This window comes from Gottfriedia sp. NPDC058432 (assembly GCF_042721555.1).
Classification (GTDB): domain Bacteria; phylum Bacillota; class Bacilli; order Bacillales; family Bacillaceae_G; genus Gottfriedia.
Genome location: NZ_JBHXLC010000028.1, coordinates 18,403 through 43,267, shown reverse-complemented (window position 1 = coordinate 43,267; position 24,865 = coordinate 18,403). Strand labels below are relative to the sequence as shown.

The 24,865-nt window shown below is 32.9% G+C and carries 25 protein-coding genes and 1 riboswitch; of the genes, 18 read left to right on the top strand and 7 right to left on the bottom strand.

Features of this window, described 5'->3' with window-relative positions; genetic code table 11:
- Positions 1 to 50: 50 nt before the first annotated feature.
- Both mgsA and ACFWM3_RS21135 read left to right on the top strand, forming a co-directional pair.
- Positions 51 to 467: a methylglyoxal synthase gene (mgsA, locus tag ACFWM3_RS21140; protein ID WP_056476125.1), complete on the top strand. Its 417-nt coding sequence runs from the start codon at positions 51 to 53 to the stop codon at positions 465 to 467.
- 88 nt (positions 468 to 555) lie between these two features.
- Positions 556 to 720 carry a hypothetical protein gene (locus tag ACFWM3_RS21135; protein ID WP_156339746.1) on the top strand — a complete coding sequence of 55 codons (165 nt, stop codon included), beginning with the start codon at positions 556 to 558 and terminating at the stop codon, positions 718 to 720.
- 54 nt (positions 721 to 774) lie between these two features.
- Here the strand turns inward: ACFWM3_RS21135 and ACFWM3_RS21130 are convergent, their stop codons facing one another.
- Both ACFWM3_RS21130 and ACFWM3_RS21125 read right to left on the bottom strand, forming a co-directional pair.
- Positions 775 to 1,857: a copper resistance D family protein gene (locus tag ACFWM3_RS21130; RefSeq protein ID WP_390312828.1), complete on the bottom strand. Its 1,083-nt coding sequence runs from the start codon at positions 1,855 to 1,857 to the stop codon at positions 775 to 777.
- Positions 1,854 to 2,378: a copper resistance CopC family protein gene (locus ACFWM3_RS21125; protein WP_390312827.1), complete on the bottom strand. Its 525-nt coding sequence runs from the start codon at positions 2,376 to 2,378 to the stop codon at positions 1,854 to 1,856. The genes ACFWM3_RS21130 and ACFWM3_RS21125 overlap by 4 nt, the downstream gene beginning before the upstream one ends.
- 296 nt (positions 2,379 to 2,674) lie before the next feature.
- Between ACFWM3_RS21125 and ACFWM3_RS21120 the strand changes: the two genes are divergently transcribed.
- Both ACFWM3_RS21120 and ACFWM3_RS21115 read left to right on the top strand, forming a co-directional pair.
- A complete protein-coding gene (locus tag ACFWM3_RS21120) occupies positions 2,675 to 4,039 on the top strand; it encodes an alkaline phosphatase (protein ID WP_390312826.1) in 1,365 nt (454 codons plus the stop codon).
- Positions 4,040 to 4,104: 65 nt separating this feature from the next.
- A complete protein-coding gene (locus ACFWM3_RS21115) occupies positions 4,105 to 4,779 on the top strand; it encodes an META domain-containing protein (protein WP_056476114.1) in 675 nt (224 codons plus the stop codon).
- Between the two features lie 43 nt (positions 4,780 to 4,822).
- Here ACFWM3_RS21115 and ACFWM3_RS21110 read toward each other — a convergent pair whose 3' ends face one another.
- A complete protein-coding gene (locus ACFWM3_RS21110) occupies positions 4,823 to 5,188 on the bottom strand; it encodes a winged helix-turn-helix transcriptional regulator (RefSeq protein ID WP_056476111.1) in 366 nt (121 codons plus the stop codon).
- A 394-nt stretch (positions 5,189 to 5,582) separates the two neighbouring features.
- Here ACFWM3_RS21110 and ACFWM3_RS21105 point away from each other — a divergent pair, with 394 nt between their 5' ends.
- The 3 genes from ACFWM3_RS21105 (at position 5,583) to ACFWM3_RS21095 (ending at position 8,830) form a co-directional block, all read left to right on the top strand.
- The gene (locus tag ACFWM3_RS21105; RefSeq protein WP_390312825.1) at positions 5,583 to 6,785 is read left to right on the top strand and encodes an MFS transporter; all 1,203 of its coding nucleotides are present in this window, start codon (positions 5,583 to 5,585) and stop codon (positions 6,783 to 6,785) included.
- Positions 6,786 to 6,826: 41 nt separating this feature from the next.
- Entirely contained in the window at positions 6,827 to 7,657 is an 831-nt protein-coding gene (locus ACFWM3_RS21100; RefSeq protein ID WP_390312824.1) for an aldo/keto reductase, read from the top strand.
- Between the two features lie 288 nt (positions 7,658 to 7,945).
- A complete protein-coding gene (locus ACFWM3_RS21095) occupies positions 7,946 to 8,830 on the top strand; it encodes a TVP38/TMEM64 family protein (protein ID WP_390312822.1) in 885 nt (294 codons plus the stop codon).
- Between the two features lie 118 nt (positions 8,831 to 8,948).
- Here ACFWM3_RS21095 and ACFWM3_RS21090 read toward each other — a convergent pair whose 3' ends face one another.
- The gene (locus ACFWM3_RS21090) at positions 8,949 to 9,257 is read right to left on the bottom strand and encodes a magnetosome magnetite crystal formation protein family (RefSeq protein ID WP_056476098.1); all 309 of its coding nucleotides are present in this window, start codon (positions 9,255 to 9,257) and stop codon (positions 8,949 to 8,951) included.
- A 112-nt stretch (positions 9,258 to 9,369) separates the two neighbouring features.
- Positions 9,370 to 10,014, bottom strand: coding sequence for a TVP38/TMEM64 family protein (locus tag ACFWM3_RS21085; protein WP_056476095.1), 645 nt, complete (start codon positions 10,012 to 10,014; stop codon positions 9,370 to 9,372).
- Between the two features lie 175 nt (positions 10,015 to 10,189).
- Between ACFWM3_RS21085 and ACFWM3_RS21080 the strand changes: the two genes are divergently transcribed.
- From ACFWM3_RS21080 to ACFWM3_RS21070, 3 genes are all read left to right on the top strand, one after another.
- Positions 10,190 to 10,576, top strand: a complete 387-nt coding sequence (locus ACFWM3_RS21080) for a DoxX family protein (RefSeq protein ID WP_056476092.1) — start codon at positions 10,190 to 10,192, stop codon at positions 10,574 to 10,576.
- Positions 10,577 to 10,750: 174 nt separating this feature from the next.
- Positions 10,751 to 11,218, top strand: a complete 468-nt coding sequence (locus ACFWM3_RS21075; RefSeq protein ID WP_390312821.1) for a DinB family protein — start codon at positions 10,751 to 10,753, stop codon at positions 11,216 to 11,218.
- A 226-nt stretch (positions 11,219 to 11,444) separates the two neighbouring features.
- Complete coding sequence (locus tag ACFWM3_RS21070) at positions 11,445 to 12,101, top strand: VC0807 family protein (protein WP_056476087.1); 657 nt, start codon at positions 11,445 to 11,447, stop codon at positions 12,099 to 12,101.
- A 74-nt stretch (positions 12,102 to 12,175) separates the two neighbouring features.
- Here the strand turns inward: ACFWM3_RS21070 and ACFWM3_RS21065 are convergent, their stop codons facing one another.
- Positions 12,176 to 13,114: a cation diffusion facilitator family transporter gene (locus ACFWM3_RS21065; RefSeq protein WP_390312820.1), complete on the bottom strand. Its 939-nt coding sequence runs from the start codon at positions 13,112 to 13,114 to the stop codon at positions 12,176 to 12,178.
- A gap of 307 nt (positions 13,115 to 13,421) precedes the next feature.
- Positions 13,422 to 13,595, top strand: a riboswitch (Lysine riboswitch).
- Between the two features lie 133 nt (positions 13,596 to 13,728).
- Here ACFWM3_RS21065 and lysA point away from each other — a divergent pair.
- On the top strand, positions 13,729 to 15,048 hold the full coding sequence (gene lysA / locus ACFWM3_RS21060) for a diaminopimelate decarboxylase (RefSeq protein WP_390312819.1): 1,320 nt from the start codon (positions 13,729 to 13,731) through the stop codon (positions 15,046 to 15,048).
- A gap of 212 nt (positions 15,049 to 15,260) precedes the next feature.
- Positions 15,261 to 16,469, top strand: a complete 1,209-nt coding sequence (locus ACFWM3_RS21055) for a C40 family peptidase (RefSeq protein WP_390312818.1) — start codon at positions 15,261 to 15,263, stop codon at positions 16,467 to 16,469.
- Positions 16,470 to 16,552: 83 nt separating this feature from the next.
- Here the strand turns inward: ACFWM3_RS21055 and mscL are convergent, their stop codons facing one another.
- Entirely contained in the window at positions 16,553 to 16,942 is a 390-nt protein-coding gene (gene mscL / locus ACFWM3_RS21050; protein WP_390312817.1) for a large-conductance mechanosensitive channel protein MscL, read from the bottom strand.
- 150 nt (positions 16,943 to 17,092) lie between these two features.
- Between mscL and msrA the strand changes: the two genes are divergently transcribed.
- The 6 genes from msrA to cshA all read left to right on the top strand — a co-directional run bounded on the left by msrA (position 17,093) and on the right by cshA (position 24,742).
- Complete coding sequence (msrA, locus tag ACFWM3_RS21045; protein WP_286131775.1) at positions 17,093 to 18,040, top strand: peptide-methionine (S)-S-oxide reductase MsrA; 948 nt, start codon at positions 17,093 to 17,095, stop codon at positions 18,038 to 18,040.
- A gap of 266 nt (positions 18,041 to 18,306) precedes the next feature.
- Positions 18,307 to 18,534 (top strand): hypothetical protein, encoded by a 228-nt coding sequence (locus ACFWM3_RS21040; protein WP_056476072.1) that lies wholly within the window; start codon positions 18,307 to 18,309, stop codon positions 18,532 to 18,534.
- A gap of 170 nt (positions 18,535 to 18,704) precedes the next feature.
- Positions 18,705 to 19,976, top strand: a complete 1,272-nt coding sequence (locus tag ACFWM3_RS21035; RefSeq protein ID WP_390312816.1) for an MDR family MFS transporter — start codon at positions 18,705 to 18,707, stop codon at positions 19,974 to 19,976.
- Positions 19,977 to 20,208: 232 nt separating this feature from the next.
- Complete coding sequence (locus ACFWM3_RS21030; protein ID WP_390312837.1) at positions 20,209 to 21,309, top strand: D-alanine--D-alanine ligase; 1,101 nt, start codon at positions 20,209 to 20,211, stop codon at positions 21,307 to 21,309.
- Positions 21,310 to 21,389: 80 nt separating this feature from the next.
- A complete protein-coding gene (locus tag ACFWM3_RS21025) occupies positions 21,390 to 22,772 on the top strand; it encodes a UDP-N-acetylmuramoyl-tripeptide--D-alanyl-D-alanine ligase (protein ID WP_390312815.1) in 1,383 nt (460 codons plus the stop codon).
- 419 nt (positions 22,773 to 23,191) lie between these two features.
- Positions 23,192 to 24,742, top strand: coding sequence for a degradosome RNA helicase CshA (gene cshA, locus ACFWM3_RS21020; protein ID WP_335407850.1), 1,551 nt, complete (start codon positions 23,192 to 23,194; stop codon positions 24,740 to 24,742).
- The last annotated feature ends 123 nt before the right edge of the window (positions 24,743 to 24,865 follow it).

Sequence of the window (24,865 nt, the reverse complement as noted above, 5' to 3'; positions counted from 1 at the left end):
AATTGCTGAAATTGGAAATCCATTTTTCCTAAAAGAGAGGAATGTTGACGTTGAAAATTGCTTTCATTGCACACGATCAAAAGAAAAAAGATTTAGTAAATTTTGCAATGGCATATGAATCTATTTTATCTAAACATGAATTATATTCAACAGGAACAACTGGAACAAAAATAATGGAAAATACAAATTTAAAAATACATCGATTTAATTCCGGACCACTTGGAGGAGATCAGGAAATCGGTGCCTTAATAGCTAAGAATTTAATGGATATTGTTATCTTCTTTCGCGATCCACTAACAGCGCAACCGCATGAACCGGATATTTTGGCTTTAATTCGTTTATGTGATGTTTACTCAATTCCTTTAGCAACGAATATGGGTACAGCAGAAATTTTAATACATGGTCTAGAGCGTGGGGACCTAAAGTGGAGAAACATCGTACATGATAAACAAATTCGTGAAAGATAAACAAAAGCTTAAAAAAGATAAAGTAATCGAATAATTAACTATGATGAAGGAAAAAGTAATTCTAGTTCAGTTGAAAAGGAGGTTTATGATGGATAATCAAGAATTTGGACATACACATGATACAGGTGAAACAGTAAAGATTTCGGGCTATTATACTGATAAAGACGGAGAGCATATTGAATTACAAGCAGGACAAAAGTTCCCTAACTGCCCTTCATCAGGAAAGCCAACTAAATGGAGACACGGACGTTAAAACTAGATACAAAAGAAAAAAGATTGTACTTTAAATACATAGTACAATCTTTTTTTATTGAACTGATACGTTATACATTAGACCAAGATACATTGTAATCACAAAGCAAAGACTAAATGCAATCGATAGCATGATTGTTGTCTTTTTCATATAGCTGATGACTAATAACACTAGGAAAATGATCGACATACTCATTAACATTGTACCTTCTACTGAAAAAGTAAAAGCTATTCTAATAGGTAAAGTAATATCAATCCCCATAATCCATTCAATCCATTTAGATGGCCCTTCATTTTGCAAAGTCAAATTAATATTATGTGGCGGTGACTTAGTACCCATTATAGCCGTAAAAAAGAACAAAAGTGTGATGGTAATATACTCTGCCTTTAACCAGTTACGAATGCCATTTGAAGAATCTTCAACGGATTTTCTCATTAGTACGCCATTAAAAAAAGCAAAAAACAATACAGGAATGATACTAATGTGCTTCAATACTAACATTTGTCCATATGGCAGTAACCAAGCATTCGTATAATCTTTTAAATTAACGACTTCTAGCATTAAGACTACGCCACTAATAAAAATAATTAACACGCAGCTGATGGCTAAAGGTGTAAACCATTTTAAGAATTTACCATAATTATTTGGATCTTTAGCTAGCCAAGTGACATTAAATAGAATTCCACTCCAAATAGAAACCATTAGAAAATGACTACTTTGAAAAATAAAACCCGTCCAAAAATGCATAGAGGTAATATGACCTGCATAACCGATACTTAAAATCATCATGAATAACCAAAAGAAATTAAATAACTTTTTCCCATCGCTATAAATATTAATGACAAGCATAATGGCAAACATACTCGAGTAGATCCATGCATTACCTATAGCTGTTTTTATGAAAACTGAATAAATGGCTGTTTTAAGTTGAACATCATCTAGGAAAAAAGTAATAATTCGTAGAGCAGGAAATAGTGAAAAGAACAATATACCGACAATAACCAAATAAACAGTACCTTTCGAAATGCTGATTGTTGGTTTTTTATCTGACGGTACAAAATCTAATACAAACTTTCCTGCCAATATCGAATAAAGGATATAGGTTATAAACTCAGTGATTGGAACGATATAACTCATTTTCTATTCCAAAGAACAACTCCACCAACCATTAATGCAATTCCAAATAGCCCGATTGCAATTAATGGAATAAGATATTTAGATCTTTCTTTTTTAGGAGTAGCCTCTTTTTGTTTTTCTTTAGTAGGCGTTTGATCCTTAACTGACTTGTCAGTTGTTTTATTTTCAACTTGCTTTAATTGCACTTTGAAAGGAATTTGACCTGTTACCGGATGACCATCTTCACTTACTACTTTCCACTCGACCTTATAATCACCATTTTCTATACCGTTTGGTAGATCAGCAATTAGTTTATTACCTTTAATAGAAACATTTGTAACAGCTGTAGTAGTTCCAGCTTTAAATAATTTGATTGTACCTAATTGCTCAAGAGCCTCTTCGAATTCAAGCGTAATTTGTTTAATTGGTTCAGTGATTACTTGCCCATTTGATGGATTAGAAGAAACAAGCTTCGTATGCGCACTCGCCATAGTTGGGAATAAAAATAGCAGTAAAATAATGATTGATAAACCTTTTTTCATATAAATCTCCTTCTTTATGTAAATATTTGTGCTTAATTTAATATAAGGTAAAAGCTTGTAATTATGAACTATTATTATCTTAGTTAAATTAGGCACTCTATTCCATTAGACATTTTAGTATAAAATTGTGAGATATTTGTGAAGTTGTCGTAACTACTCAGTTTAATTAAGAAAATTAGTTTTTTTAAAACAATTCTTTATACTTTATTTACATAACCTCCAAAGTAAATTAATAAAATTTCATTAAAATTAAGAGATGAAATCTAATGAAATTTTAATTTATGGGAGGTTTTTTTATGTTTAGAAACAATTTTAAGAAAAAGTTAATTCCAGTGGCTGTACTTTCAACGATAGCATTTGGTTCGTTGATTGGTTCATTTGCTAATCATACAGTACAAGCTAAGGAACCAAACAAGAATGAAATTAGAAATGTGATCTTTTTAATTGGTGATGGAATGGGTGTTTCATACACGACTGCTTATCGTTATTTAAAAGATGATCCAAAAACAAAAGAAGTTGAACAAACAGAATTCGATCATTACTTAGTAGGGCAACAAATGACATATCCTGAGGATCCAATGCAAAATATTACTGACTCTGCGGCAGCGGCAACAGCCATGTCAGCGGGAGTTAAAACATATAATGCAGCAATTGGCGTAGATAATGATGGCTCAAGAGTAAAAACAGTGCTAGAGGCAGCAAAAGAAAAAGGTAAAGCTACAGGACTTGTTGCAACTTCAGAAATTACACATGCTACACCAGCATCTTATGGTGCTCATGATGTAAGTCGTAAAAATATGAATGCAATTGCGGATGATTATTACGATGAACTAATTAAAGGTGGACATAAAATTGATGTCATGCTTGGAGGTGGATTAAGTAACTTTGTACGAGAAGATCGTGATTTAACAAAGTTATTTAAAAAAGATGGCTACTCTTATGTAACGAATAAAAACCAAATGTTAAAGGATAAAAACAATAAAGTATTAGGTTTATTTGCTTCTGGTGGAATGCCGAAGATGATCGACCGTGATGATTCGATGCCATCATTAAGCGATATGACAAATACAGCAATTGAAAAATTAAACAGAGATAAAGATGGATTCTTTTTAATGGTAGAAGGTAGTCAAATTGATTGGGCTGGACATGATAACGATATCGTTGCGGCAATGAGTGAAATGGAGGATTTTGAAAAAGCATTTAAAGCTGCAATCGCATTTGCTAAAAAGGACAAGCATACATTAGTCGTTGCAACAGCAGACCACTCAACAGGTGGCTATTCAATTGGGGCAAGAGGTGATTACAATTGGTACGGAGCACCGATTGCTGCTGCTAAACGTACTCCTGATTTCATGGCTGAACAAATTAGTAAAGGTGCAGATGTAGAAAAAACATTAAAAGCGAATATTAACTTAGAATTGAAGCCTGAAGAAATTCAATCTGTTAAAAAAGCGGCAGATTCAAAAAATATGTTAGAGATTGATAATGCAATCGAAGCAATCTTTGATAACCGTTCAGTAACTGGTTGGACTACAGGTGGTCACACGGGTGAAGACGTAAATGTTTATGCGTATGGTCCTGGTAGCCAATTATTTGCAGGAAAAATTGATAATACTGACCAAGCTAAAAACATCTTTAGAATTTTAAAGAATGGTAAATAAGTAAAAAATCAGATCCCGTTAAATGACCTTTATTTAACGGGATTTAAGGATGAAAGGGGATTTAAATGAAAAAATTGATTCCATTTATTTTACTATCTTTAATGCTTTCAGGATGTAGCTTAGTTCAGAAGGAGAAAACAACTACTGCTTCAGCAGAAAACATAAAAAAGGTCTCTACAATAACCAAAAGCAAAGCAAAGTCTTTAAACGATATATATGTGCCAAACCCACAGGTTTCAGATGATACAAGCTTACGCCTTAAAGGTCAAACACTCAAAGATGAGAAGGGTGAAGTAACTTTAGAGGGTATTGCTTCATTAAATAAGTCTTACTCAATTGGGCCGATTGAAATGAAAATTAAACAGATTAAACTGATCAAAAACTTACCGACGTATTCTTTAATGGATTATTTTCATTATTATACTGAAAGCTATGAAAGCTTTCGATTCATTAAGGTAGAGGTAGAAATCATTAACCACTCCGATAAACAATTACACTTTGGTCCAGTTGCCCATTTGATGACAAGTAATAATGAAGTAAAAGAATTTAAAGATGACTTCTATATTGAATATTTAGGTGGGGAAATCAATCCTAATGGTTCAAAGCAAGGTGCAATGGGATTTATAGTAGAACATACTGATCCTAGTCTAAAATGGATCGAGTTAACAACTAGTGATGTATTAGATGATCAACATAAAGTAATTGCGAAAGCACAAAAAGTAAAAGTAGATTTTAAATAGATTGCAGAAAAAAACTCCTTTCTGAAAAAGGAGTTTTTTTATTTTATAGGGTTATCTCATCCTCAACTGGTGGAAGAAGTACGTCATTTTTGTCAGGGTACATACATTCAATATGATTTTCTCCCCAAGAGCACAGTAAGTCTAATACTTCTTTTAAAGACCATCCGTAATCAGTTAAGGAATATTCCACTTTTGGCGGAACCTGATTAAATACTTTTCGGTGAACAATATTATCTTCCTGTAATTCCTTTAGCTGCTGAGTTAACATTTTTTGAGTAATGTTCGGCATTAATTTTTTTAATTGAGAAGTCCTTTTTGTACCTTTTGTTAAATGACAAAGAATCACAACCTTCCATTTGCCACCGATTACATCTAAGGAAGCCTCAACTGGGATATTGTATTTTTTCATTTTCGCCTCTCCTTCTTTCATATTTACTTACGCAACATATTTTTAATGATTAAAATATCATAACATTCTCTTCGTAAACTGTGTAGTTTCAAGTCTGGTTAAAAATTTTTTTATAAATTTTCTCTGTTTTAATCCTTTATTCACTTAAATGTTACTAAAAAGTAACTATATCACTTCAAAGTACATACTTCTTTTAATCAATCCTATCGCGCATAATGACAATAGTTAATTGATTAACAAACATTTATAAAAAGTAAACGTACAGATGAAGATGTTAATCTTTTACTATTTCATTTCATTTATGTTTTGAATGACGAAGAGACTTTATTCAGGCGCCATATCTCTTTGTATTCAAACTAATAATAAAAATAACGATAACACAAGGAGGAGTTATATGAGTTCGACTGCTACTTCGATTAAAATACAAGAGAAAAAAAGTGGCACACCTGCTTTAATGGCTCTTGCCATTAGTGCATTTGGTATCGGAACAACTGAATTTGTTCCCGTTGGTTTATTATCAACTCTAGCTGGTGATTTAAAAATTTCAATTACATTAGCAGGATTATTAATTTCTGGATATGCTATGGGTGTTGCTTTTGGAGCACCAATTTTAACGGCACTAACAAATAAGATTGGTCGAAAATCGTTATTAATGCTTTTAATGATTATTTTTATAGTAGGTAATAGCGTTGCTGCTTTTTCGACTAGTTTTGGACTGTTGTTAGTTGCTCGAATCATTACTTCATTTTCACATGGAGTGTTCTTTTCAATCGGTTCAACAATTGCAGCAGATGTAGTTCCTGAAAACAAACGTGCAAGTGCGATTGCATTTATGTTTACTGGCTTAACCGTTGCAACTGTAACTGGTGTTCCATTAGGTACATTTATTGGTCAGCATTTTGGTTGGAGATCTACTTTTGGAGCTGTGGCATTATTAGGTGTAATTGCAATCATTGCTATTGCAATATTAGTTCCGAAATCAATTAAACAACCGCCAGCATCAAAATTAAGTGATAACCTGAAAGTTCTAAAAAATGGACCATTACTTTTGGCTTTTGCCATTACAGCATTAGGATATGGAGGTACGTTTGTAGCATTCACTTACTTGTCACCAATCCTTGAAAAAATTACAGGCTTTGCTCCAAACTCTGTAAGTATTATCTTACTTGTTTATGGAGTTGCAGTAGCACTTGGTAATACGATCGGTGGGAAGGCTGCTAATAAAAATCCTTTAAAAGCATTAACATGGATGTTTGCTATTCAAGCAATTGTGCTCATCATTCTATCGTTTACAGCACCATTTAAACTAGTAGGAATTGTAACGATTTTCTTCCTAGGCTTACTTGCTTTTATGAATGTACCTGGTCTTCAAATTTATGTTGTGAAATTAGCAGAGAAGCATGTCCCATCAGCTGTAGATATTGCATCAGCGCTAAATATAGCAGCATTCAACGTAGGTATTGCAATAGGAGCATTTATTGGTGGTTTAGTTGTAGATACAATCGGCTTGATTCATACACCGTGGATTGGTGGAATCATGGTCTTTGGAGCGGTTCTGCTAAGTATCTGGAGCGCTACTTTAGAAAAGAAAAAGTAAATTTTAAAAAAATATTATATAAATAAAAGGAGAAATAAAAAATGAATAAATTAGTTAAATTAAATAATGGTTTAGAAATGCCAGTAATTGGGTTAGGAGTTTTCCAAGTAGAAGATGGACAAGTCGTAATTGATTCTGTAAAAGCGGCAATACGAAATGGTTACCGTAGTATCGACACTGCAGCAATCTACCAAAACGAAGAAGGCGTAGGACAAGGAATTAGAGAAGCTCTTGAAGAAAATGGACTTAAACGTGAAGACTTATTTATTACATCAAAAGTATGGAATGCTGATTTAGGCTACCAATCAACTATTGATGCTTTCGAATTAAGTTTGAAAAAACTAGGTCTTGATTATTTAGACCTATATTTAATCCACTGGCCAGTAGAAGGTAAATATGTTGAATCATGGAAAGCACTTGAAACACTATACAAAGACGGTAAAGTAAAAGCAATCGGAATGAGTAACTTCCAAATTCATCACCTGAAAGAAGTAATGGCGAATGCTGAAATAATGCCTATGATCAATCAAGTTGAATTACACCCAATGCTAAGCCAAGTTGAATTAAGAGAATTTTTAAAAGAAAATTCAATTCAAGTAGAAGCATGGGCTCCATTAATGCAAGGACAATTATTTGAAAACGAAACACTATCACAAATAGCAAACAAACATAATAAATCAATTGCTCAAGTTGTATTACGTTGGCATTTACAAAATGGTATTGTAATCATACCAAAATCAATCAAAGAACATCGCATTCAAGAAAACGCAAATATTTTCGACTTTGAACTAACAGAAGAAGATATGAGCCAAATCAACTCCCTAAACCAAAACCACCGAGTTGGTCCAGACCCTGACAACTTTGATTTTTAATTAAATAAAAAAAGTAAACGACTGTCAAATCTTTGACAGTCGTTTTTATTTCTAATCATACAAAAAAATAATAAATTCTATCTAATTCATAGAGGCATTTTGTATTAAGAGTCGAATATTCGAATATAACAATTTTCATTTACAAAAAACTTCCTCACCGTAAGACTTAAGACTTACTAAGTTTAATACTTAAGTTCGTTTCAAATTATTTACCGTTTCATTACTATAAACATAGTAGCGAAAAAAATATTGGAGAACGGTCAAGCTGTAGTAGAGGAGTTGTTTACTTTGAAGAAAGAGAAAAAACAGTTTAATACGATGAAAGAACTTACGATACACATCATATTAGCTACAATATCGATCTTAATATTAGTCATTAGTTTACCTACTGTCGTGACGATCTATAAAATATCATTTATTTTGGCAATCATGGGAATTCTGTTGCTAGATTTCTATTTGATTGTATCGAATCATAAAAAGTTTTTAAAGGTTACAAAAATAGCGCTAATTAGTTTACTACTTTGTATATCGGTAGTGGGAATTCTATTTTATGCCAGTCAATTTCTAGTATTCGTAGATAAGTACGGAGTTGAGCGAATATTAACCAATCATATTACAACTGCAAAGTTATTATTTTTCTTAATCTGTTTATTTCAACCAATTTTTTTACCTTTACCAGAAGCACTTACTATTCCTGCAGGCAGTGCTGTAATCGGAACGTTTTCAGGAGCGTTAATCGGATTTTTAGGTTCAACTTTAGGTATTGTCATTATGTATTTCTTAGCAAGAATAGGTGGACTTAAATTAGTTTCTAAGTTTGTAAAAGAAAGACAGTTAAAAAAATATCAAGAATATGTCCAAAAAAATGAAACAATTATTTTAACTTTAATGTTTATCATTCCGATTTTACCAGATGAAATTATTTGTGTAGGGGCAGGGATTAGCAAAGTATCTTTCAAAAAGTTTCTATTAATTGCTTCGATGTCAAAATTAATTACATCATCTCTCCTATCATACTCTGTCTATTTGGCTAAATTTTTCTCTTTAACAACATCGCAAATAGCTTTAACTAGCTCCATTTTAATTGCCTGCATCTTATCTTTATCATTTATGATTAAGAAATCAATTAAACGAACAAATTCAAAAGAAGTTTACGTAGCTCAAACTGAATAATAAAAAAGGCAATGTAATGGTTAAACCTTACATTGCCTTTTTACTCATTAAGTAAGTATTAAATTGCTTTTGTCGAAATTAAAAATTTCCTGAGAAATAATGTAGAAAAAAAGACGAATTACATTAAAACTTTAATACCTTGAACAATATTCCATATAAAGACAATTAAATTAACAATGAATGCTAAAACAAATCCACCAATAAGAGCAAAGCCTGCACCATCACCAAAAGTATTAAAAGTGAAAAGAGAAATAACCGCCAAAATAATAATTGTTAGAAATGGGAGTATATGTGAAAAAAGAGCTCGTTTAGAATGCGATTTTAGATGGTGATCCTTTGCGACAAAATAAACAATTATAGGGAATAAGAAAGGTGCGAAGAATACACTGAAATAACATAATGAGGACAAAATCTTATTTGTTTCCATCTTTTTACCTCGATTTCTTAAAGAATTTTAATTAATCTTAGTATAGTTTAATTTATATATAAAAATCGATTTATTTATTAATAATTTTTGAAAATATTTAAATTGAAAAAGTTTAGGCTGAGTAATGTGTATCCTTTTTTTGTCTCTTTTTTAAAGAAATGTAAATGAAAAATCCAACTAAGATAGTAGCGGTTATACAGATTGTAATCCATGGCGAGCCAAGCAAGAAATTTCCGTATAAAGTATAAAGAACTGCAATCGGGATATTACCAGCAAAAACAATTGCTATATAGGACAAGTATTTCATATTAGTTGAGGCTGCGATAAAGCATGCGCCATCTGTCGGCGCTAGGGGAGTTGCAACTGTTAAGAATAAGTATCTCTTTCTGTTCAAAATTATCTCTTCAAATAGAGATGGATATTTATTCTCCATGAATTGCTGGATCGAGTCACTTAAAATACTTTTACTTAATAGGTAAATAATTGTTTCTGTGATGGCCATTCCGATTAATGATAAGAGAATGGTTTCAAACGGGTGAAAAAACAAGCTACCTACTACAATTAATACAGAGCTAGGAATGAATAGAAAGATTCTTGCACAGAAAATAGCGACAAATAATAGCATCGGATTGATAGAAGAATTAGCAATAAAATGTTTTATATCTTGCAATGATAAATGAAATAAATGATATCGAATAGCGAGTAGTAGCATTAAAATCCAAAAGCCGATTATAGTTAGTGGTACGACTTTTTTCATGATTTATGCTCTCCTTTTAAGTTAGAAAATCTTCTGTTATAGTATTCTATTCCTCAAATACAAGAAAACTGATTCATTTTTAAAAATTAATAATAAAGGTCATAAACATGTCAAAAAATGAATAAAAATAATTATGCACTAAATATCTCAAATTAAAGAGAATTGAGGTGGAGATATGCTTGATGAAGGCCTATTAGTTATTAGACTAGTTTTAGGTATTATTTTATTAGGTCACGGGGTGCAGAAAGTATTTGGTTGGTTTGGTGGTTACGGTATTAAAGGAACTGGACAATGGCTAGAGTCGATTGGAATCAAACCTGGTGCATTTTTTGCTTTTATAACGGGGGCGGCAGAAATTGTAGGTGGATTCTTTGTAGCGGCTGGTGTATATACAGAAATAGGTGCATGGTTAATAATTGTAGTAATGGCAGTAGCGGTAATAAAGGTGCATATAAAGAACGGATTCTGGAATACTTCAAACGGATTTGAGTTTAATCTATTAATTATTGCAGCTGCAGTAGGGTTATTGCTCACTGGTCCAGGATCAATGGTTTTATTTTAAGAGATTGATAGATTTGCATATAATAGGAATGGAGGAAGTCTCATCTATTGAGGCTTCTTTCTTGTTTCTCTAAAACGCTTATCTGTATATAGAGAGATAAAATCTTTTTCATGAAAAATCTCTCTCATTCATGGTACGATATTATTAATAATGACATTAATTGGAGGGATCAAGATGGCAGATGCTATTTTTGAACAACTTAGGTTTACAAGGGTTTATACTTTGAAAGTTCTTAGTTCTGTTTCAAAAGAAGTTGTAGATGTAGTACCAGCAGGATTCAATAATAATATTCTTTGGAATGCTGGTCATGTACTAGGGGCATATGAGCAATTACTTTATGCTAACACTGGTGATGCTGGTCATCTTTCAAAGGAATTCATTGACTTTTTCAAAGGTGGGACTAAACCAAGTGACTGGCAAGAGGAGCCACCATCATATGAGGAAATTGTTACATTATTAGAACAACAAGTTGAACAAGTTATTTCTACATATGAAGGACGTTTAGATGAAAGTATTCTAAAAGAGATTAAGCTAGGTAGTTTTGAAATTAAGACTGTTCGAGACATGATTAGCTTTAACATTTTCCATGAAGGGCTACATGCCGGATTAATTAATGGTTTAAAAAAGTCACTTGGCCAATAGAGTTAATTTTTCGCTTTTGTCCACACACTAAATCTAGGAGTTTATGCTCTTAGATTTTTTTGTTATAATCATGTTTAACAATTTGTTAATTTGATAGTTTGAAAATTGTGGTAATTCAAAATAAAATATGGCTCTTTCTAATTGATTTTTGTTTTTAGTAACATTGATCATACAATTAAATAGCAACGATTATGACGAAAACAGCCTAAAAAAAGAGGTTATATAAATGAAGAAAGAAAGTAATTTAATTATTTACGATCTAATTTTGTATTTAGTATTTCCGCTTGTTTTATATAAAGTATTACAACACTATTTTAGTGACTATTGGGCGATGCTTTTACCGACGGTTCCTGGGATTTTATATACTTTATTTCGTTTTTGGTATACTAAACAGTTTAATGTTACTGGTATTTTTATTATCTCAACATTAACTGTTAGTACTGCTGTTGATTTAATGGCATTAGGTTCTGCAAAAAACTTAATTTTGTACAATGTGTATTATCACTTTGGGGTTGTAGTGGTATTTTTAATTTTAATGGCTATGAGAAAGCCGTTACCATATTATTTTATGATTGATATTGCTGCAATACAGGGGCAAGATCGTGAAGAAAGTAAAAAATTATATAAACATCCTTCACTATTTAAAGTGTTTCAGTATTTGTTTGTCGCATGGATTATTAAAGATATACTATTTGCTATTGCACAATGGTGGATGGTTGATACGTATGGATTAAAAGCATATTACTCACGTACAATTATCTTTACAGTTGGTGGATATGTTTTTGGCATAATTATGGCAATCGGCTATGCAATGGTTACGATGAGAGCTCAAAAACTAAAAGGAGACGACTCAGAGCAACCTTCAGATGAAATTATTATTTAGTAAAAGTCCTTTCAATAGAAAGAACCCCACAAAGTATAAAATCCTTGTGGGGTTTTTTAATTTCTGATTTCAAATTATCCTTTTAATGAATTTCCTACTCCTTGTAATTCCTGATCTTCTCTAGAAGAAGTATTTAGGAAATCAATTTTTTGTATTCTTTCATTTTCTGGTTCGACATGAATTAATATTTTAGGATCTACTAAAACCTTTTTTATTTCATCTTCTATTTTGTCACATAGTAAATGGGCTTCTTCAATACTCATGTGTGATGGTAATACTAAATGAAAATCTATATGTTCCTCAGCACCCGAACGTCTCGTGCGTAAGTCATGGTATTCGATAAATTGGGATTTAAAAGAATTTAATACATTTTCGATTTGTTTTAACTCATCTGTAGAAAGCCCAGTATCAAGTAGGGGAGTAAACGATTTACGTCCAAGTTCGATTGATTCCTTCATTATATAAATTGCGATTCCAATTCCGATCAATGCATCGAGAAATTCCCAACCAGTAAGACTTACTAAAATTAAACTTACTGCAACTCCGAGTGATGAATAAACGTCTGTTAATAAATGCAAAGCGTTTGATTGCATTGCAACAGAATGAGTTTCATTTCCTACTTTTTGAACGATTTTTCCTACTCTCCAATTGATTAACGCTCCCATTAACATGACGACTACACCGATAATTGGCATTTTTATTGGGGTAGGATGAAGTAACTTTTCAACAGATTCAATGATAATCCAAATACCAGCTACAAATATTAAGATTGTTTCGACTGTACCTGAAATATTTTCAAACTTACCATGACCATAAGGATGCTCCTTATCGGGCGGTCTGTTTGAAATCCTTACAGAGAAAAAGGCAATGACTGAAGCAACTAAGTCCAATAAAGAATGAATTGCTTCCGAGATAATTGCTACGGAACCTGTAAAAATCCCGACTATTAATTTTAATAAAACGATGAATGTGTTACTACATATTGAAAGTACTGCTATTTTGCTTGAACGCAATCTATTCACCCCTGTCCAATTTTTTCTACTTCAGTTAAGAGTGTTGTAATAAGGCAACAAAAAAGAAAAACCACTAACAGTTTGTTAGTGGTTTGTTTTTTTTAGATTTAATTTATATTTATTTAAATGATTTTTCATTTTTGAATCACCTTTTCTCTCGCATAAAACATATTCTATATTATAGATATTATTTTGAAAAGGAAAAGCTGTGTGTATGAAGTGAATATAAATCGACAATATTATTCAGAAATGGTTTGACATCTATTTTTAGACTGTGTTATACATAGACTAATATAAAAAATAACAGTCTATTCGTAGAGGTTGCATTGTATATGAGTATCATTTTAGAGAACTGTGGGTTCTATGACGAAATGAGAAAGGATCCTATGCCGAAGAAATAAATTGCCACACATTTTATTTCTGGGACTACATTTAATAAATGTAGTACTGTCACATGTGTTTGTGAAGAGCTATTGAAGAGATGTGATTGGCTAAGTCCTTTTTAAAAGCGATAGGCACATGAACATATCCTTCATGTGTCTTTTTTAATACACTAATACATTGAAGCTAGCTTCTTAGAATGATCTTACATTTGATTTGAAGGGAGAATACGAATGTATTTACATGGTAATAGTCGAATTAATAATGAAGGACATTTAGAAATCGGAGGTTGTGATACTGTAGATTTAGTAAAAAATTACGGTACACCTCTATACATTTATGACGAAGCATTAATTGAATCAAAATGTAGGGAATTCCATGAAGCTTTAAGAGAAACGGGAATGAAATATCAGGTTGCTTACGCGAGTAAAGCGTTCCTATGTGTTGAACAAGCCCGCTTAATAGAAAAAGAAGGTCTTTGTCTAGACGTTGTTTCTGGTGGAGAGTTATATACAGCTTTGCAAGCAGGTTATCCAGCTGAGAAAATTCACTTTCACGGAAACAACAAAACAATTGAGGAAATTGAAGAAGCTTTAAATGCAAAAATCGGTTGTTTTGTAGTCGATAATTTCTTTGAACTAGAAGTATTACAGGCCTTAGCTGAACAACGTAATGAAGAAGTATCAATATTATTACGTGTTACACCAGGTGTTGAAGCACACACACATGAATATGTAATGACAGGCCAAGAAGACTCTAAATTCGGATTCGATATTATGTCTGGTCAAGCTAATGAAGCAGTGGGAGTTTCATTAAATTCAAATAACCTTAAATTATTAGGAGTACATTCACATATAGGATCTCAAATTTTCGAACCAGACGGATTTGTTCATGCAATCAATGTATTAATGAACTTTTTAAATGGACTTAAAAACGATTTAGGTTTTACAGCTGAAATATTAAACGTAGGTGGAGGCTTTGGTATTCGCTATACTTCAGAAGATGAGCCTTTAGCTGTTGCTATTCATATAGAAAAAATTACTACTATTATTAAACAACAATGTGAAAAGCTAGACTACAAATTACCAGAATTATGGTTAGAACCTGGACGTAGTATTGTAGGTGAAGCTGGAACAACACTTTATACGATTGGTTCAACAAAAACTCTTCCTTCAATTCGTAAATATGTATCTGTTGATGGGGGAATGACTGATAATATTCGTCCTGCACTATACGGATCAAAATACGAAGCGATGCTTGCAAATCGAGCAAATGATGAGAATAAAGAAGTTGTATCGATTGCTGGTAAATGCTGTGAAAGTGGCGATATGCTAATTTGGGATTGTAACTTACCAGTTGTACAAAACAATGATCTATTAGCTGTATCTTGCACGGGTGCTTATGGGTATTCAATGGCTAATAATTATAACCGTATCCGTCGTCCAGCAGTAGTGTTTGTGAAAGATGGTGTTTCAAGAGAAGTAGTTCGTCGCGAAACATATGAAGATTTAGTTAGAAATGACAGAGTTTACATCGAAAACTCTCGTAGATAGATAATTAACGTTTTTGTGTTATTTGTATCAATACTGACACTTCTATATAATATAGAAGTGTTTTATTTCGTTTCCTTTAATAAAAGATGATAATTTATCGACATATAAAGACATATTTATCATTTATATTACAATATTGTAACAATTGCGACTCTCTTCGGGAATCTATGGTATAAATATTTACGTAGATTAGCGAGAGGAGAAACGCTGAAATGTTAAGAAAAAAACTAGCAGTGCTGGCGATGGCAAGTACAATAGTATTATCATTAGCGCCAAATGCTTCAGTATTAGCTGATAGCAAAGTTGAAAAAAAGCAAGCTGAAGTAGATAAGTTCCAATCACAATTTAAAGAATTAAGCAACGAGATAGAGAAAATAGATCAACAAATTAAAACAACTAAGCAAAACATAGAAGCAAAAAAAGCAGAAATTTCTGAAACAGAAGAAATCATTAAAGATAAAAAAGCAAGAATTACATATTTAGAAGACAGAATTCAAAAACGTAACGATTTATTAGAGGATCGTTTAGTTGCAATGCAAAAGCAACCAAAAGTTAATCTAGTAACAGACGTTTTATTTAATTCTGATTCAATCGTAGATTTCTTTAATCGAGTAAACTCAATTTCAACACTTTTTCAAGCTGATGAAAATATCATTAAAGAACAAAAGTCTGAACAAGCAGAAGTAGTAAAAGAAAAACAACTTGTTGATCAGAAGAAAGAATCTTTAGTAACAGCAAAAGAAGATTTAGTTGCGCAACAAAGTGATCTTTCTAAATCACAAGCTGAAAAGCAAAAATCATTAAATACAGCTGAAGCTAACTTAAAGTTAGCAGTTAAAGAACTAGAGAATGCAAAAGAAGATGAAAGAGTTCAACGTCTTGAGCAACAATCTCTTGAACTAGCTGCTTTATCTAGCGATGATGAAGAAGATGACAGCGTTAGCACTCCAGCTACTAAATCTAGTTCAAATTCAGATTCGAAATCAAGTTCAAATTCTAGTTCAAATTCAGATTCAAATTCAGATTCAAAACCTAAATCAGATTCAAATGATGATGGTCCAGTAGCAACTGGCTCACTTGTAGATTATGCTTTACAATTCCAAGGTGTACCTTATGTATTTGGCGGAACGTCTCCAAGCGGTTTCGATTGCAGTGGTTTCATCTGGTATGTATATTCACATAATGGATATGGCATCTCTCGTGGAAATGTAAAAACATATTGGAGCAATGCTACAAAAATCAGTTCTCCACAACCTGGTGACCTAGTATTCTTACAAAATACTTATATTAATGGTCCTTCACATATGGGTATTTACATTGGTGGAAATAAAATGGTTCATGCTGGAAGTAAAGGGATCAGCGTAATCAGCTTAAGTAATAGCTGGGTTCGTTCTCACTTCTTAGGCTATGGAAAATTCTAATAGTTTATTAACCTCGTATTATAATTAGTATAGTACGAGGTTTTTTATATTATCTTACGGAAATATTAAAAAGGTATAAGCTTTTAGCTTATACCTTTTTGATTTGAAACCTGTTCTTTTAATAAATCACGTATTTCAATAAGTAGAGCTTCTTCTTTAGTAGGTACAACTGGTTTTGCTTCTTCTGCTTCTTTCTTTCTAAATGAAAGTCTATTAATTAATCGAATAAAGAAAAATACCGAGATTGAGATGATAAGGAAGTCGACTACTGTTTGGATGAATGAGCCGTATTTAATCTGATGATAATGCCAAGCAGTAAAGTCTTGTTTTCCTATGATCAGTGCAAAAATTGGCATCATTATATCTCCAACTAAAGAAGATACGATTTTACCAAATGCACCACCAATAATTACCCCGACTGCTAAATCTAGTACATTTCCTTTTAAAGCAAACTTCTTAAATTCTTGTAACATCTAATTTCCTCCTGTGTAATTATCGTATAAGTTTACATACAAATCTTAATTCTTTCAAGTTAGCAATTGGTCTTTTTAAGCAAAAATATTTATATCGTCTTTTAGATATGGTAAATATAATTAATGACAATTTTTAGGAGGAGTAAAGTTATGGGCACAGAATTGGCTACATTTGCTGGTGGATGTTTTTGGTGTATGGTAAAACCGTTTGATCAACAGGACGGAATAATAAAAGTTGTGTCAGGCTATACAGGTGGGGAGAAAGAAAACCCAACATATGAAGAGGTATGCACGCATTTAACAGGTCATTATGAAGCTGTTCAAATTACATTTGATCCAGAAGTCTATCCGTATGAAAAATTATTGGATTTATTTTGGCAACAAATTGACCCAACAGATGTAGGGGGGCAATTTAATGATCGTGGTAGTTCATACAAAACTGCAATTTTTTATCATAATGAAAATCAAAAAGAGCAAGCTCATGTATCTAAAGATAAACTAGAGAAAAGTGGCGTTTTCAAGAAACCAATTGTGACAGAAATTTTATCTGCAAAACCATTTTATGAAGCAGAAGAATATCATCAGCATTATTATAAAAAGCACCCGATTCGTTACCAGCTTTACTTTAAAGGATCTGGTCGTCAAAAATTTTTAAAGGAAAACTGGAAAACGGGCCAAGAGGAGTTAAAGAAAAAACTAACACCAATTCAGTATGCTGTTACTCAAGAAGATGCAACTGAACCACCATTTAGAAATGAGTTCTGGAATCATAAAGAAAAAGGAATATATGTTGATATCGTTTCAGGACTTCCTTTATTTAGTTCATTAGATAAATTTGATTCAGGCTGTGGATGGCCAAGTTTTACAAAGCCAATTTTAAAAGGTGAAATTGAAGAGAAGAAGGATTATAGCCATGGGATGTTGCGTATTGAAGTCAGGAGTTCTGAAGCTGACTCGCATCTAGGGCATGTTTTTGATGATGGACCTGGGCCTGAGGGCCTGCGCTATTGTATAAACTCTGCTGCATTAAGATTTGTTCCATATGAAAAAATGGATGAAGAGGGCTATGGTAATTATAAGAGTATCTTCCTTAAATAGACTTTAAGGATATTTAACTAAATTAAAAAAAATTAAATTTGAACCGAGATGGCTATTCGTCTCGGTTTTTTATATTTGTTAATTTAGTAGGGGAGGTTGTTTATGTTACTTATTAGTTTTAAAAGATTGTCCTAAATATTTACGAAAAAAGTTTTCTGAAAATATTTACAATTGCGAAATAAGTGTGTTAATATAAAAGTGTCACAAAGTTGTCACAAATTAGGTATTGCAATTCACAAAAAAGACGAAACGGGAGGTTAATCATTATGAAGCGCACTGATAATGAAATCGTTGAAACATATACTCAATATTCTGGTATTGCCTTTTTTATCGGTCTTATTCTTTTTTTACTATATTTCACTGGAAGCGGTTTCTTACATACGGGCATAAGCCTAACGGTGAGCATAGTATTGATGGGCTCTTGTTCAACCTTATTTCTATTAGGAACTTTTTTGGGATTGATGTTCTCAGTTTCTTCAAAAGAACAAGTTTAAAAGTTTAAAAAAAGAGTGGGTGTTCAGATGACAAAAAGTCAATCTGAACGCCCTTTTGTTTTGTATAACATATTTTATCGGATACGTGTATAAAGTAATTTGTAACTTAAAATTCTTCCGATACGATTTAAATATGGGAGTTATGATGCACTAGGAGGTGTAGCTTAAGGATGAATTTTTTTAAAAAGTTAAAAGGTATGGATCGTAATGTGTGGGTTCGAGTAATTGGAGAAACGATTACAAGTAGTGCGATGATGATGCTTATGCCATTTTTTGCTCTATACCTAGAAGGAAAAGTTGATTCAATGCTAAAGGTAGGATTTATTATGTCTATTTCACCTATAGCATCTTTATTTGGTTCGATGGCAGGTGGTAGACTCGCCGATTTATATGGTCGAAAACGTATGATGGTTTTTTCGACGCTTGGAACATCTCTTATTTTAGTATCCTTTGCTTTAGCAGAAGGTTATACAGCATTTTTAATTTTATCGATTTTACTAGGTATTAGTAACTCGTTTTTTAGCCCGGCAGCTTCTGCAATGGTAGCTGATGTAACTGAACCAGAAGAAAGAACTGAAGCATATGGTTTATTAAGGGTTGGAAGTAATGTCGGTACTGTGATCGGTCCATTATTAGGAAGTTCAGTTGTTTACTTTTCTAAAGACAGTTTATTTTATATTGCAGCAATCGCTTTAGGACTTTATAGTATTGCACAATTAATTCTATTAAAAGAAACACTTCCTGCAGATATGAATAATGAAGGAAAGAATGATGTAACGAAAATACCATTTAAAAAGGTTATGAAAATCATTGGATCTGATAAATTATTACTTTTTTATGTAGCAACAGGTGTGATTATTTCAATGGGTTTCTCACAAATTGAAGGAATGCTACCACTTTATTTTAAACAAACCTTTCAATCGCAATTTGGTATGTGGAATCCTTACCCATTTTTAATGTCGCTTAATGGATTGTTAGTTGTTCTTTTGCAATTTCCAATTTCAAGTTATTTATCGAAGCGTTCAATCGGAAAGACGATGTTTTATGGAACCATCTTATTTGGCCTAGGTATTTTATCGATCGGCCTTGCACCACCATTTTTCCTCTCAGTTGGGTTAGGTAAGTGGATGATTCTATTTTTATTGGCAATTATCTTTATATACTATACCTTTGGAGAAATGGTGATGTCGCCAGTTCAAATGACATTTGTGGCGAATATTGCACCTGAAGATTTAAGAGCGACTTATATGGCGGTTGGTAGTATGAAATGGACGATTGGTGGATTTCTTGGACCTTTACTTGGGGGCTTTTTATTTGATTTAAAATTAGGAATATGGCTTTTTGTTATTCTTGGATCTGGAGTTGTATTATCAGGAATAATGTATCGCTCACTTGATGAAAAAGTAGCGATTAGAGATAGTCAACAGGGTATAGCGCAATAGTTCTCGCGACACTTGTTTTCTTTGTTACTTCGTCAACAAATGTGATTCTTATTATTCTCGTCCACACACTAAGTATAGTTCATGTAGAGCTATGCTTTTTTTAGTTGTAAAGAAATCACAAAACAGCTATCATTGCATATGTTGTAAAGAAAAATAGGTTTCTACCCATAAAAGCTTATACACATTTGTATAAAGTGGTACAATAGGGAGAGCAAAAAATAGTAGGGGGAACATCATGAAGATTAAGTTAGGATTATTATATGGCGGTAAATCTGCTGAACACAAAGTATCATTACAAACAGCTTTTGCCGTTATTTCTGCTTTAGATCACACAAAATTTGATGTGTATCCAATTTATATAACAGAACAAGGCGAATGGTTACAAGGGAAACAAATTGAGGGGAAAGTAGAAAGTGTTGCAGCTTTAAAATTCTCAAATGAGGATCAACATGTAAATGAAATCGCTCCTGTCGCGTTAACTTCATCAATTATTCCTGCAGCTTCAAATCAAGATTCAACTGGCCCAGTTGACGTTATTTTCCCATTATTACATGGACCAAATGGTGAAGATGGAACAGTTCAAGGTTTACTTGAACTATTAAATATTCCTTATGTAGGAAATGGTGTATTAGCATCAGCAGCTGGTATGGATAAAGTGATTATGAAAAACTTGTTTGCTCAAGCTGGAATCCCTCAAGCTAAATATGTACATTTCTTAAAAACTGAGTGGAAATCAAATGCAGAGACTTGCTATGAAGCAGTCGAGAAAGAATTAGGCTATCCTGTATTTGTTAAACCTGCAAACTTAGGTTCAAGTGTTGGTATTACGAAAGCTAAAAATCGTGAAGCATTAATGGCTTCATTTGAAGAAGCATTCCAATTTGACCGTAAAATAATTATTGAAGAAAACATTGTTGGACGTGAAATAGAAATTGCTGTATTAGGTAATGATCAAGTTGAATGTTCTGTTGTTGGGGAAATCAAACCATCAGTAGAATTTTATGATTATACTGCAAAATATGAGAGTGGCGATACTGGTCTAATTATCCCAGCTCCTGTTGAAACTGAAACATATGAAAAAATTAAACATTATGCAGAAGTTGCGTTCAAAGCAATCGATGGCTCTGGCTTAACACGTGCTGATTTCTTCGTAACTGAAGATGGTGGCGTATTAATGAATGAAGTTAATACAATGCCTGGATTTACTCCGTTCAGTATGTATCCTCAATTATGGCAGGCTACTGGATTAACATATCCAAAATTAATTGAAAAATTAATAGACCTAGCGATCGAACGTTACGAACAAAAACAACAAATTAAATATAATATTTAACAATTGAAAACACTATTCATGGTTGAATAGTGTTTTCATGTGAATAGAAGAAAAATGCTATAGAAGAGGAGTGGGTGACAATGTCAATCGTACGTACTTTATCTCAAATCGTTAATATGATCCCTGGTAGCCAATTAAAAGGTGAAGATTTAACTATCAACGGAGTTTCAACAGACTCTCGTGTAGATTTAAATGGAAAATTATTTATACCGCTGATCGGTGAAAAATTCGATGCGCATCAATTTTTACCTCAAGCAATTGAAAACGGTGCTAGCGCAGTACTTTGTTCTAGAGAATTTTCAATTGTACCAACAAACGCATCTGTCATCTTGGTTGATGATACATTAGAGGCTTTACAAAAGCTGTCTAAATCATATTTAAGTGAGTGGAATGGTAAAATAGTTGGTATAACAGGAAGTAATGGGAAAACATCGACAAAAGATATTTTAACTAGCATTCTTTCAGCAAAATATAAAGTACATAAAACTCAAGGGAACTTTAATAATCATATTGGACTTCCATTAACAGTATTAGCGATGGCAGAAGATACAGAGGTTGCTGTTTTAGAAATGGGTATGAGCAATTTTGGAGAAATTGAATTTTTATCTAATTTAGCTGAGCCTGACGCGGCAATAATTACAAACATTGGCGAATCTCATATGCAAGAACTAGGCTCAAGAGCTGGTATCGCAAAGGCGAAGCTTGAAATTGCTAGCGGACTATCAAAAAATGGATTACTTGTGATTAATGGCGATGAACCGTTATTAATCGAAGGAACAAAAGACAAAAACCTAATCTATACAATCGAAACTTTTGGTTTTAGCGAAAGTAATGATGTATATCCAACATTTATTGATATGAATGAATCTGGCAGTGAATTTGAAATAAATAAAGCTAACGATGTCCGGTTTAAATTGGGTGTACTAGGCAAACATAATATTAGTAATACATTAGCAGCTATTGCAGTTGCGAGAAAGTTTTCATTAACATGGGATGAAATTAGTTCTGGTATGCAGAATTTAGAAATGACAAAAATGCGTATGGAACTAGTAAAGAATGAAAATGGAATAACAATTATTAATGATGCCTATAATGCAAGTGTTACCTCTATGAAAGCGGCTCTTTTATTTGCTTCAGAACTAAAGGGTTATAATCGAAAATTTGTTGTATTTGGCGACATGCTAGAATTAGGTGATCAAGAAATTGCTTTTCATGAAGAAATTGGAGAAGAAGTCGTAAATCTTCATTTCGATTTTCTTTATACTTTTGGATCATTAAGTAAATTTGCAGCAAAGTCAGCTTTTGAACAAATGAACTCTTCAAAAGTAAAAAGCTTTGAAGATAAAAATAAGTTAATTGAAGATTTATTACAACAGGTAGGACCAAATGACCTAGTATTAGTTAAAGCTTCTAGGGGAATGAAATTAGAAGAAGTTGTAAATGCACTAGTAAATCAGGGGTAAGCATATAATCAAGAGAGGGGAAGGCGGGAGAAATAGGGATAGAATTATTCCTTTTTCGCTTAGTTTTTCTCTTCGCTTAAAGCGTGTAAAAATATATGAAGTGAAAATTTTATACGCGTAATTTAACAAATGAAAACTGTTCGTAATATAAGGGATGAAGAAGGCTATAAACATGATTTTATGGCGAATTTAACGATAATTTAAGGGTAAAATATAGTTTGGAAACCAAATTGTTAGAATATAACTTCATTTGCTTTTTAGATAGAATGTCCGTATAATGGGTAGATATTGTTTCCTTTTCATGAAACTTCGGACTATTGTTTTCCACTAAAAACGAACCTTCCATATGAAACAGGCACGAAACATATAATTTTTTAAATTTTTATAGATCAATTGAGATACAAAGGAGATTAACCAAATTGACAACATTTCAAGAATTAGGATTAAGTAGTAAAATCCTGTTTGCGATTGAAAAATTAGGCTTCGAGGAAGCTACACCAATTCAAGCGCAGACTATTCCATTAGCAAAACAAGGCCATGATGTAATTGGTCAAGCGCAAACTGGTACTGGTAAAACAGCCGCTTTTGGTATTCCATTACTAGAAAAAATTGATGTAGATAGTAACAATGTCCAAGGACTTGTTATCGCTCCTACACGAGAACTAGCTATTCAGGTTGGCGAAGAATTACACAAAATCGGTATGAATAAAGGTGTAAAAATCCTTCCAATATACGGTGGACAAGATATTAATCGTCAAATGCGTTCTTTAAAAAAATTCCCACATATTATTGTAGGAACTCCTGGTCGTATTCAAGACCATATTAACCGTCGTACAATTCGCCTAAACAATGTAAATACAGTTGTATTAGATGAAGCGGATGAAATGTTAAACATGGGATTCATTGAAGATATTGAAGCGATCTTAAAAGAAGTTCCAGAAAACAAACAAACACTTCTTTTCTCTGCAACTATGCCTGACCCAATTCGTCGCATTGCAGAAACTTTCATGACAAATCCACAAATCGTAAAAGTAAAAGCAAAAGAAGTTACAATGCCTAACATTGAACAACATTTTATTGAAGTTCAAGAAAAGAAAAAATTTGACGTTCTTACACGTTTATTAGATATTCAAACACCAGAATTAGCGATTATTTTCGGTCGTACAAAACGTCGTGTTGATGAATTATCAGAAGCATTAAACTTACGTGGATATGCTGCAGAAGGTATTCATGGTGATTTATCACAAGCGAAACGTGAGCAAGTACTTCGTAAATTTAAAGCTGGTTCAATTGATGTTCTAGTTGCAACTGATGTAGCAGCTCGTGGATTAGATATTTCTGGAGTTACACACGTATACAACTTTGATATTCCACAAGATCCTGAAAGCTATGTTCATCGTATTGGACGTACAGGACGTGCTGGAAAATCAGGTATAGCGATGTTATTTATTACTCCTCGTGAGTTTAATCAATTAAAAAATATCGAACGTACAACTAAACGTCGTATGGAACGTATGACTGCACCTACATTAGACGAAGCAATTGAAAGTCAACAACGTATCATTGCTGAAAAATTAACTTCGACTATGGAAAGTGATAATTTAGCATTCTACAAACGTATTGCAGAAGAATTACTTGAAGAGCATGATTCTGTAAGTGTTGTAGCTGCAGCTTTAAAAATGCTAACAAAAGAGCCAAATGAAACACCAATTCGTTTAACTGATGAGCCACCAATGGTCAAACGTGACCGTGGCGGACGCGGAGGAAACGGTGGCGGTGGCGGCGGATACCGTCGTGGCGAAAATAGACGTGGCGGTGGAGATGGACGTCGTAGCGATAATCGTCGTGGAGATGGTCGTCGTGGAGACCGTGATAACCGCGGCGGAGGAAACTTCCGTGGCAAACGTAACGAAGGTTCTCGTGATAACAACCGTGGTGGACAACGCAAACCACAAGACAGCAGTAAATAAGTAACTAGTTAAGGTACATGGTAAAATCCATGTACCTTTTTTGTTTATAATTTTATTTTCTTGTAATGCGTGAATTTGGACAGATTCCATACACTAACTAAAAACATATGAGAGTTGGAATGA